Genomic DNA, 10,259 nt, shown 5'->3' on the forward strand with positions numbered 1-10,259 from the left:
CCCGCGTACTTCCGAGGGCAGCACCACCGGGGATTCGGCGCGACGGCCGGATGAGTCGACCATGATCGTGTACCTCCTTGCGGCCCCGACTGTCGGGCCTGCTGAAGGCCACATACCCGACTGTTTCGTATGCAAACTTTGTGGGCCTCTCAGCGGGCAGCGGGGTGCTGCTCGGTCGGGAGGCGCATCGTTGCCGGTGGGGAGTGCTCGGTGGGATCAGGGGGGCTCATGTCCGGACGGGCCGGTCCTCGCGCTTCGATCCCGATACGGAGACGAGCGGTTCGAGTCCGTCGAGGACGCGCTGCAGCCCGAACTCCCACGCGTGGTGCGGGCTGTAGGCGGCGTTCATCTCCGCTCCGGCCGCCGCTCCCACCCGCTGCGCGAGAGGATGGGTGTCGCCCAGATAGTGAGCCAACCGCTCGTTCCACCTGGCCCACGCCCCGCCCATATCGGCCGCGTGCGGATCGGGACGTCGTGCTCGCGCCGCACCGCGCACGAAGTCCGCGACGAATGTGAGTGCCGCATCGCGATCGATGTCGAGGAGGGATGTTCCGTCGAAGGCGTGAAGTTCGTGGTCGTACTTCGCGATCGTGCCGGGGCCGAGGGCTGTGCGTTGGTCGTCGACGTCCAGCAGCCACCAGTGCGCGGCATAGTGCTCGAGTTCCGCTTCGGCGACCTGCCGTATCCGGTCCCGCCACGACGACGTGTAGGGCGGGCGGGGTTGTCGGGCGTGGACTCGGTCCACCATGAGGACGAGAAGGTCGTCGCGTGATCCGACATGGGTGTAGAGGGCCATCGCGGAGATCCCCAGGTCGGTTGCGAGGCGGCGGATCGTCACGGCCTCGAGGCCTTCCGCATCGGCGACGGCGACGGCCGCGTCCACCGCGGAAGTGGTGGTGACCTTGGCTCTCGGTCCGCGTGAACCGGCGGTGGGCGCCTCGGGGTGCTCGCGCCACAGCAGGTCGATCAGATCGCGTGCCATCGATACCTCCCGGAATCTCGTCCTCACGAGTACTCTATACAACGTACGAAGTTTCTGTCCCGGGAGGTCTTGTGAAAATCAACTCCACAGCACTGTCGCTCAATGTCGCCGACACGGCCGCATCGGCCGATTTCGCCATCCGGCACTTCGGTTTCACCGAGGAGATGTCGGCCGACGGGTTCGTCTCGTTGACTCACCCGCACGCAGGATTCAACATCGTGTTCCTGCGTACCGGGCTGTCGACCTTCAAGCCGGAATCCGTCGCCGGACCGGCCGGGCAGGGCATGCTCATCGCCTTCGTCGTCGACGACGTCGACACCGAGTTCGCGCGCATCGCGGAATCCGGTGCGACGGTGGTGACCGAGCCGGAGACCGAGCCGTGGGGCGAGCGGTACTGCCAGTTCGCCGATCCCAACGGGATCATCTGGCAGCTCGTCCACTGGGTCTCCGAGCCGGCCTGACCCAGGCGAGGCTCAGTCGAGGCAGAACTCGTTGCCCTCGGGGTCGGCCATGACGATGTGGCCGGCCCCGAACGGTGGCGCCGGGTCGTGGCGCTCCCGGCGCGTGGCACCGCGCGCGACGAGCCGCTCGGCCTCGGCTTCCAGGGCGGCCATGCGCTCGGCGCCGTCGAGTCCGGGAGCGGCACGCACATCGAGGTGCACCCGGTTCTTGGCCTGCTTGCCCTCGGGCACCTTCTGGAAGAACAACCGGGGACCTGCCTCGTCCGGATCGACGATCGCCGACGCGTCGTTGCGTCGGTCGAGCGGTACTCCCATCGCGTCGAGTGCGTCGTCCCACGAGACGAAATTGCCGGGCGGCTTCTGCATCTCGTAACCGAGGGCGTCGGCCCAGAACTCCGCGAGGGCTCCGGGATCGGCGCAGTCGAACGTGATCTGGATATCGCGGGCCATGTCAGCTCGCCTCCTGTCGGGCTCGGCTACGGGAATGCAGGTACAGGTCCCGCAGGAGGCAGACCTCGGACAGATGGTGGATGAGTTCGCGGTTGATGTGCAGGACCAACATGCCCATCGGGTACTGCGCGTACGGTCCTTCCGCCTCACCGCACGGCCGGGCGAGTCCGTCTTCCCCGAGGGATTCGACGCCTGCGATCCACGTCGAGAGTTCGGCATCGAGCTGGGCGAGGGCCTCGTCGGCGGTCGCTGCGTACTCGAACGTCGTGTAGTCGGTGGGGGTGCGCCCGAAGTGACTCGCATTACGCATCGCCAGCACGCCGACGAGTACGTGCCCGAGTCGCCACGCGATGGTCGTGAACGGCGGCGGATCGGGTTCTGGGAAGGCGAAGTCGATGGTCATCGCCCCGGCTCCACCCTGCACGGGAGCGGTACTCGTCCCGCGTGGCCGCACACTCCAGCAGCCCGGGGCGGGTTCGAAGAAGTATTCGTCGTCGGTGAGGCCGTCGAGGCGGCGGCGGACCGGATAGTCGAGTTGCTGTCGCAGTAGGTGGTTCCAGGCGAGTTCCGTCATGGCTCCAGGTTGACGCATATTGCGGACAGATTCGGTCCGTGATCCGTGCGACCATCGTCCTATGACCGTCGAGTCGACCACCGAACGGGTCCTGCGGATGCTGGCACTGCTGCAGAGCCGCCCGTCCTGGACCGCCGTCGAACTCGCTGCGGAGCTCGGCGTGACCGATCGCTCGGTGCGTCGCGACGTCGATCGTCTGCGTGCCCTCGGCTATCCCGTGCGCGCGTCTCCCGGAGTCGGGGGCGGCTATCAGCTCGGAGCCGGCACGAGATTGCCGCCGCTGCTCCTGCACGACGACGAGGCGATCGCCACGGCGGTGTCGTTGCGACTGGCGTCGGGCAGCACGATCGCCGGAGCCGCCGAGGCGGCGTTGCGCGCACTGGCCACACTCGACCAGGTGATGCCACCGCGCCTGCGCGAGAAGGTGCGGGCGATCTACGGCGCCACCGAGACCGTCGTCGGCGCGGGCACGGAGATCGACGCCGACATGCTGATGGCGCTGGCCCGCGCCTGCCGCGACGCGACCCGCGTGCGGTTCCGGTACACCACCCGCCTGGATGCGGACGACGAGCGCACGGTGGAACCGGTGCGGATGGTCGCAGCGGGACAACGCTGGTACCTCATGGCCTGGGACGTCGACCGCGACGACTGGCGTACCTTCCGGCTCGACCGGATGCGCGAGGTGTCACCCACGACGTGGCGGTTCCGGCCGCGGCAGCATCCCGATCCGGTGGCCTACGTCCAGCGGTCGGTGACGGAGTCGCCCTACCGGTACATCGCGCGGATCCGACTACGGGCGGACGCCGACGGGGTGCGCGACATGGTGCCGCCGCAGGTGGGGCGGGTCGAGGAGGACGAGGACGGATGGTGTGTGCTCGTCGTCGGCGCGGACGACCCGGACTGGATCGTGATGCATGTCGCGCGAATGGGTTTCGAGGCGGTCGTCCTCGAGCCACCGGAGCTTCGGGCGGCCGCGGACCGGCTCGCGACGCGCCTCGCCGCGATCGCCCGTGCCGATCGGTGACGAGCCGAAGCGTTGTCCCGGTGCGGGATCGGGCCTCGGCGAGGATCGGCCACGTCGTGCGCAGATCGTCCTCCCGGTAGCCCCACGACTGCGTTCCGTCGGAATCGGGTTCGGCGGTGACCGGGAAAGCTAGTAGAACCTGTTCCAATTCTGTGCGATTGTGGCTATCGTCACGTGCACAACCGGCAATGCGATGGAGGCGAGCCAGATGAAGACCAAGGGTGCAGTGCTGTGGGGCATCGACGAACCGTGGTCGGTCGAGGAGATCGAGCTCGGCGACCCCGTCGCGGGTGAGGTGCAGATCCGCATGGAAGCCGCCGGCATGTGCCATTCCGACCATCACATCGTCACGGGCGCCACGCCGATGCCGGCCTATCCGGTGATGGGTGGTCACGAGGGTGCAGGTGTCATCACCAAGGTCGGCGACGGAGTCACCGGTCTCGAGGTGGGCGACCACGTGGTGCTCTCGTTCGTGCCGGCCTGCGGCCGGTGTCCGTCCTGTGTGGTGGGGCAGTCCAATCTCTGTGATCTCGGTGCCGGGCTGCTCAGCGGCCTGGCCATCGCCGACGGGACCAACCGCGTCCATGCACAGGGCAAGCCCGTGATCCCGATGGTGCTGCTGGGGACGTTCGCACCGTACATGACCGTCCACGAGACCCAGGTGGTCAAGATCGACAAGGACGTTCCCTTCGAGCTCGCGGCACTCGTGGGGTGCGGCGTGCCCACCGGCTGGGGTTCGGCCACACACGTCGCCGACGTGAAGGCGGGGGACTTCGTGGCCGTCATCGGGGTCGGCGGCGTGGGCATGAGCGCACTGCAGGGTGCGGTCGCGTCCGGTGCACGTTACGTCTTCGCCATCGATCCGGTGCCGTGGAAGCGCGAGCAGGCGATGAAGTTCGGTGCCACGCACACCTTCGCCTCCATCGAGGAGGCCATCGTGCCCATCATGGAGATCACGTGGGGACGCATGTGCCACAAGACGATCATCACCGTGGGGGAGATGAAGGGAGAGTACGTCGATCCCTCGCTCACCATCACCGGCAAGGGCGGGACGTGCGTCGTCACCGCCATGGGTCATCTGGCGGACATGGACGTCAAGCTGAACGCCTTCATGTTCTCGATGCTCCAGAAGGAGCTCAAGGGCAACATCTTCGGTGGCTGCAACGCGCGGGTGGACATCCCGAACCTGCTCGACCTGTACAAGTCCGGTCAGCTGAACCTGGCCGACATGGTCACGCGCACCTACACCCTCGAGCAGGTCAACGACGGATACCGGGACATGCTCGAGGGCAGGAACATCCGCGGCGTCATCCGGTACACCGAAGCCGACTGGTGACCGGCGCCGACCGGTGACCTCGCCCCGTCGGGTCGTCTCGTAGGCTGATCGCGTGCACAGCCTCGATCCGATCAGCGACTGGCCCGTCGACCGTTCCGCCGCCGCAGTGGTGACCCGCGACGGCGGAACGGTCGCGTCGCGGGGGGACCTCGACGAGGTTTTCCCGCTCGCGTCCGTGACGAAGCCGCTCGTGGCGTACGCGGCCCTGGTGGCCGTCGAAGAGGGCGCGATCGAACTCGATCAGCCCGCGGGTCCCGAGGGGGCGACGGTGCGGCATCTGCTCGCCCACGCCTCGGGTCTGGCGTTCGGTGAGCGCACCGTGCAGACCGAGCCCGAGCGGAAGCGGATCTACTCGAGCGCGGGCTTCGAGGTACTCGCCGAACTCGTCGAGACGGAAACCGATATCGAGTTCCCGGAATACCTCCGGCAGGCGGTCTTCGAGCCGCTCGGCATGCGGTCCTCCTCCCTGCCCGGTCCGGCCGGCCACGGTGCGCAGTCGTCGGTGGCCGATCTCGCTCTGTTCGCGCATGAATTGCTCACGCCTGTTCTGGTCTCGCCCGGAACGGTCGCCGAGGCGACCGCAGTGCAGTTCCCGGGGCTGAACGGACTCGTACCGGGCTACGGGATGTTCAAGCCCAACGACTGGGGTCTCGGATTCGAGATCCGGGGCGAGAAGAATCCGCATTGGACCGCCACGCGGAATTCGCCACGCACTTTCGGTCATTTCGGTCAATCCGGAACGTTCATTTGGGTAGATCCCGAAATTTCCGTCGCCACTGTGGTACTTACTGATCGTGCGTTCGGAGATTGGGCGAAGCCTCTCTGGCCCGCCCTCGGGGACGGGATCATCACCGAATTCACATGAACCTCTCTGGTTCGCTGGCGAAACACCCGCCACACGGGCACACTTGTACGCAGCCCGCATGGAGAAGCCTTGATCGGCGAAGGTCGTTGGGGAAGACGTCCTGGTCGAATCGGAGGTGAATGTATGCGCGCATCCAACCAATTCGCGGATGCCACGGCGGGGGTGATCTATGTCCACTCCTCTCCGGCGGCCGTGTGCCCACACATCGAGTGGGCGCTGGCCGACATCCTCGACTGCCGGCCCGACCTCGCGTGGACGGGTCAGCCCGCCTCCCCGGGCCTACTGCGTACCTGCGTCGATTGGGTCGGGCCCGTCGGCACGGCCGCACGACTGGCCGACGTGCTGCGCTCGTGGCCGATGCTCCGCTTCGAGATCACCGAGAACCCCAGCGAGGGTGTGGACGGCGAACGCTTCAGCTACGTCCCCCGACTGGGCCTGTGGCGGGGGGCCACCAGTGCCAACGGCGACATCGTCGTCGGAGAGATGCGTCTGCGTGCCCTGCTGTCCTCCGCTTCCGACGTCACGAGCGAACTGCACCGCGCCCTCGGGACCGCATGGGACGAGGAACTCGAGCCGTACCGCAGCGGCGACGAAGGCGCCCAGGTGACGTGGCTCCGCCGGGACGTCGGCTGACCGCGGTCGCCGCCCCGGAATGACGACCGGAACGCACCCCACAGCTTTCCCGGGACGAGAACACCGGCATCGCTCCTCGGAGCGATGCCGGTGTTCTTCTGCCGTGGAAGAGCAGTATCAGAGCGGAATATTCTTGTGCCGTCCGCGAACCGCAGGGGCGGCAGCGAGCGCAGCGGCCAGGGTGCTGCGCGTGGTGGCCGGATCGATCATCTCGTCGACGACACCGATGGCCATCGCGCGCCCGACACCGCCGGCGATCGCCTCGTGCTCCGCGGCGAGCCGATCGTGCAGCGCTTCGCGCTCCTCCTCGGACGCCGCGGCGAGGGCCTTCTTGTGGAGGATGCCCACGGCTGCCTTCGCGCCCATCACGGCCACCTCGGACTCCGGCCACGCGTAGACGGCGGTGGCCCCGAGAGCCCGGGAATTCATCGCGATGTACGCACCGCCGTAGATCTTGCGCGTCACGAGCGTGACGCGGGGAACCTTCGCCTCGGCGAACGCGTGGAGCAACTTGGCGCCGCGTCGCACGACACCCTCCCACTCCTGGTTCACGCCGGGAAGGTAACCGGGAACGTCGACGATCACGACGAGCGGAACGCCGAAGGCATTGCACATCCGCACGAATCGCGCTGCCTTCTCGGCGCTCTCGGAGTTGAGGCACCCACCGAGGCGGAGCGGGTTGTTGGCGATGACACCGACCGTGCGGCCGCCGAGACGACCGAAACCGGTGACGATGCTGCGCGCCCAACCGCCCTGGATCTCCTCGAAGGCGGACTCGCCGTCGACGTTGTCGAGCAACCGGTGGACGATCGGCCGCACGTCGTATGCGCGTCGCGGCGACTCGGGCATCAGTGCCCGCAGGTCGGTGTCGCCGAGTGCCGCTGCGGCGACGTCGAATTCGCCTTGTTCGGCGAGCATCGACACGAGACGGCGTGCCCGGTGCAGGGCGTCGGTCTCATCGTGCGCCGCGATGTGGGCGACACCGGACTTCTTGGTGTGCGTGTCGGGTCCGCCGAGCGACTCCATGTCGACCTGCTCGCCGGTGACGCTGCGCACCACGTCCGGACCGGTGACGAAGACACGGCCCTCGGGGGCCATGATGACGATGTCGGTCAGGGCCGGGCCGTAGGCGGCACCGCCGGCCGCGAAGCCGAGAACGACGGAGATCTGGGGGACGAGACCGGACGCGCGCACCATGGCCTCGAAGACCAGGCCGACGGCGTGGAGGGCCTCGACACCTTCGGCCAGACGCGCACCCCCGGAGTGGAAGATGCCCACCACGGGGATCTCGTGATCGATGGCGTAGTCGATGGCGGAGACGATGTGCTTGCATCCCTCGACGCCCATGGCGCCACCCATGACGGTGGCATCGGAGCAGTATGCGACCGTGCGGATGCCGTCGACGTCGCCGACGGCGGCGAGGACGCCCGACTTGTCGCGGCTGTGCAGCAACTCCAGGCTGCCCGGGTCGAACAGTTTCTCGAGACGGGCCAACGGATCTCTGGGGTCCACCGACGTCTCACGCAGGGTGGCTGGATCCAGGATGGTCATCGGGTACTCCTCGGGCAGACGCGGTGGTGGTGGGCTGTGGTGGAGGCTCCGGGCGGAGCCTCCACCACAGGGGGCGGACAGGCGTCGACGGTCAGGCGCGACCGAAAGCGAGCGCCACGTTGTGCCCACCGAAACCGAACGAGTTGTTCAGCGCGAAATCGATCCGGCCGGAACGCGGTTCGCCCTTGACCACGTCGAGATCGATCCCTGGATCCTGGTTCTCGAGATTCAGCGTGGGAGGGATGACCCCGTCACGCAACGTCAGGACCGTGAGTACTGCTTCGAGTGCACCCACCGCGACCGATCGAGTGACCGAGCGCGGACTTGGGGGCGTAGATCGCGGCATGGTTGCCCACGGCCGCGTTGATGGCCTTGGCTTCGGCCACGTCGCCGATCGGGGTGGCCGTCGCGTGCGCGTTGACGTGCCCGATATCGGCCTTGGTGAGCCCGGCGGTCTCGATCGCCCGCCGCATGGCCCGTGCCGCACCCGTGCCTTCCGGATCGGGGGCGACGATGTGGTACCCGTCGGAGGTGATGCCGGCGCCGAGGATGCGACCGTGGATGGTCGCTCCGCGTGCCTTGGCATGCTCCTCGCTCTCGAGCACCATCAGCGCGCCGGCCTCGCCGAAGACGAAACCGTCGCGGTCCTTGTCGAACGGGCGCGACGCACCGCGCGGGTCGTCGTTACGGGTGCTCAGCGCCCGCATCATCGCGAATCCCGCGGTGGCGACCGCGTCCAGCTGACCTTCGACACCACCGGTGACGACGATGTCGGCGTCGCCGAAGGCGATCATCCGGTACGCGTTGGCGATCGCCTCGGATCCGGACGAGCACGCCGAGACCGGGGTGATGACCCCCGCGCGGGCACCGAGTTCGAGCCCGACGGTGGCCGACGGCCCGTTCGGCATGATCATCTGCACCGCGAACGGCGAGACCTTGCGGTACCCGCCCTGACGGAGCTTGTCGACGGCGTCGATGAGCGATTCGCCACCACCGAGACCCGTACCGATGACCACACCGAGACGGTCCTTGTCGACCTCGGGGCTGCCGGCGTTCTGCCAGACAGTGCGCCCGAGGGTGAGCGCGAGGCGCTCGACGAAGCTCATCCGACGGAGCTCCACGCGGGACAGGCCCTCGTCGGGGCTGACCTTCAGAGTTCCGCCGATGCGCACCGGCAGGTCGTACTCGTCGACGAATCCGCCGTCGATGGTGCCGATCCCGCTCTCACCGGCCAGCAGTGCCTTCCAGGTGGAGTCCACGTCGCCGGCGATCGACGTCGTGGCCGCGAGGCTGGTGACGACGACATTGCGGAGTGCCCGAGGAGAAGGGGAGGTCACAGCAGAACTCATTCGTTGTCGTTCGTGGCCTGAACGCCTGCGGCCTCGAGCTTCTGGATGTAGTTCACGGCGTCGCCGACGGTGCGGAGACCGGCGAGATCCTCGTCGGGGATCTTCACGCCGTACTTGTCCTCGGTCTGGACGGCGATCTCGACCATGGACAGCGAGTCGATGTCGAGGTCGTCGACGAAGGACTTCTCGACGGTCACCTCGGAGGGCTCGATGCCGGTGACCTCTTCGATGATCTCGGCGAGACCGGCGATGATTTCTTCCTGGGTGGCGGCCACGATGTGGCTCCCTTCTCGATCTGTCGACTATGTCGTTCGAAACCGGCCGGATGTTTCCGACCGGGGCTCCGGGGATGTCCCGGTGAGGTGCCCGTGCTGTGCGACGGCGCGCGCAGCAACCTAACCGAGTTGAAGACTTTCGGCCAGAGCGGAAATTTCCGCGGGGGTCTTGAGGGCGAGGGTGGGCGTGCCGCGCATGTCGCGCTTGGCGATGCCCACCAGCGTGCCGGCGGGGGGAAGCTCGACGATCCGGCTCACCTGCGCCTCGCGCAGGGAAGCGGTGCACAGATCCCACCGGACGGGCCGGGTGACCTGGGCTGCGAGACGTTCGAGGGCGTCGGCTCCGGAGGTGACGGGCTTGCCGTCGTAGTTCGACAGCAGCGTGTGCGTCGGGTCCGAAGGGGTGATCTTCGCCGCGGCAGCGGCCACGGCGTCCTGGGCGGGTGCCATGAATCGGGTGTGGAAGGCACCGGCGACCGGCAGTGCGCGGACGCGGGCCTTCTCGGGCGGGTTCGCAGCGAGTTCCTCGAGCGCGGTCAGGCGCCCTGCTGCGACGATCTGGCCGGCCGCGTTCATGTTGGCGGGGGTCAGATCCAGCTCGGCGAGGCGCGCGAGCACCTCGTCCTCCGCGCCGCCGAGGACGGCGGACATTCCGGTGGGTTCGATCGCGCACGCACGGGCCATCTCGGCCCCGCGGATCGCGGCCAGGGCGACGGCGTCGTCGGCGCTGATGACACCCGCGATGGCGGCTGCGGCAAG

At 67.9% G+C, this 10,259-nt stretch carries 11 protein-coding genes and 1 pseudogene; 5 read left to right on the forward strand and 7 right to left on the reverse strand.

Annotated elements, in window-relative coordinates; genetic code table 11:
• Positions 1-226: 226 nt before the first annotated feature.
• The gene (locus R1101_RS0109385) at positions 227-982 is read right to left on the reverse strand and encodes a TetR/AcrR family transcriptional regulator (protein ID WP_016933187.1); all 756 of its coding nucleotides are present in this window, start codon (positions 980-982) and stop codon (positions 227-229) included.
• A 71-nt stretch (positions 983-1,053) separates the two neighbouring features.
• Here R1101_RS0109385 and R1101_RS0109390 point away from each other — a divergent pair, with 71 nt between their 5' ends.
• Positions 1,054-1,443 carry a VOC family protein gene (locus R1101_RS0109390; RefSeq protein WP_016933188.1) on the forward strand — a complete coding sequence of 130 codons (390 nt, stop codon included), beginning with the start codon at positions 1,054-1,056 and terminating at the stop codon, positions 1,441-1,443.
• Positions 1,444-1,455: 12 nt separating this feature from the next.
• Here R1101_RS0109390 and R1101_RS0109395 read toward each other — a convergent pair whose 3' ends face one another.
• Positions 1,456-1,893, reverse strand: coding sequence for a VOC family protein (locus R1101_RS0109395; protein ID WP_016933189.1), 438 nt, complete (start codon positions 1,891-1,893; stop codon positions 1,456-1,458).
• A gap of 1 nt (position 1,894) precedes the next feature.
• Positions 1,895-2,467, reverse strand: a complete 573-nt coding sequence (locus R1101_RS0109400; protein ID WP_016933190.1) for a DinB family protein — start codon at positions 2,465-2,467, stop codon at positions 1,895-1,897.
• 61 nt (positions 2,468-2,528) lie between these two features.
• On the opposite strand from R1101_RS0109400, the gene R1101_RS0109405 reads away from it, so the two are divergent.
• The 4 genes from R1101_RS0109405 to R1101_RS0109420 all read left to right on the forward strand — a co-directional run bounded on the left by R1101_RS0109405 (position 2,529) and on the right by R1101_RS0109420 (position 6,325).
• On the forward strand, positions 2,529-3,491 hold the full coding sequence (locus R1101_RS0109405) for a helix-turn-helix transcriptional regulator (RefSeq protein ID WP_016933191.1): 963 nt from the start codon (positions 2,529-2,531) through the stop codon (positions 3,489-3,491).
• A 208-nt stretch (positions 3,492-3,699) separates the two neighbouring features.
• Complete coding sequence (locus R1101_RS0109410; RefSeq protein WP_026003074.1) at positions 3,700-4,827, forward strand: NDMA-dependent alcohol dehydrogenase; 1,128 nt, start codon at positions 3,700-3,702, stop codon at positions 4,825-4,827.
• Between the two features lie 52 nt (positions 4,828-4,879).
• Complete coding sequence (locus tag R1101_RS0109415; protein ID WP_016933193.1) at positions 4,880-5,692, forward strand: serine hydrolase domain-containing protein; 813 nt, start codon at positions 4,880-4,882, stop codon at positions 5,690-5,692.
• Positions 5,693-5,815: 123 nt separating this feature from the next.
• The gene (locus R1101_RS0109420; protein ID WP_016933194.1) at positions 5,816-6,325 is read left to right on the forward strand and encodes a DUF3145 domain-containing protein; all 510 of its coding nucleotides are present in this window, start codon (positions 5,816-5,818) and stop codon (positions 6,323-6,325) included.
• A 117-nt stretch (positions 6,326-6,442) separates the two neighbouring features.
• Here the strand turns inward: R1101_RS0109420 and R1101_RS0109425 are convergent, their stop codons facing one another.
• From R1101_RS0109425 to R1101_RS0109440, 4 genes and pseudogenes are all read right to left on the reverse strand, one after another.
• A complete protein-coding gene (locus R1101_RS0109425; protein WP_016933195.1) occupies positions 6,443-7,876 on the reverse strand; it encodes an acyl-CoA carboxylase subunit beta in 1,434 nt (477 codons plus the stop codon).
• A 91-nt stretch (positions 7,877-7,967) separates the two neighbouring features.
• Positions 7,968-9,225, reverse strand: a pseudogene (locus R1101_RS26295) (KasA/KasB family beta-ketoacyl-ACP synthase).
• Entirely contained in the window at positions 9,222-9,500 is a 279-nt protein-coding gene (gene acpM, locus R1101_RS0109435) for a meromycolate extension acyl carrier protein AcpM (protein ID WP_016691373.1), read from the reverse strand. The pseudogene R1101_RS26295 and the gene acpM overlap by 4 nt, the downstream one beginning before the upstream one ends.
• Before the next feature lie 120 nt (positions 9,501-9,620).
• On the reverse strand, positions 9,621-10,259 hold a 639-nt coding region (locus tag R1101_RS0109440; protein ID WP_016933196.1), incomplete at its 5' end, for an ACP S-malonyltransferase.

It is taken from the genome of Rhodococcus sp. R1101 (assembly GCF_000278445.1).
Classification (GTDB): domain Bacteria; phylum Actinomycetota; class Actinomycetes; order Mycobacteriales; family Mycobacteriaceae; genus Rhodococcus; species Rhodococcus gordoniae.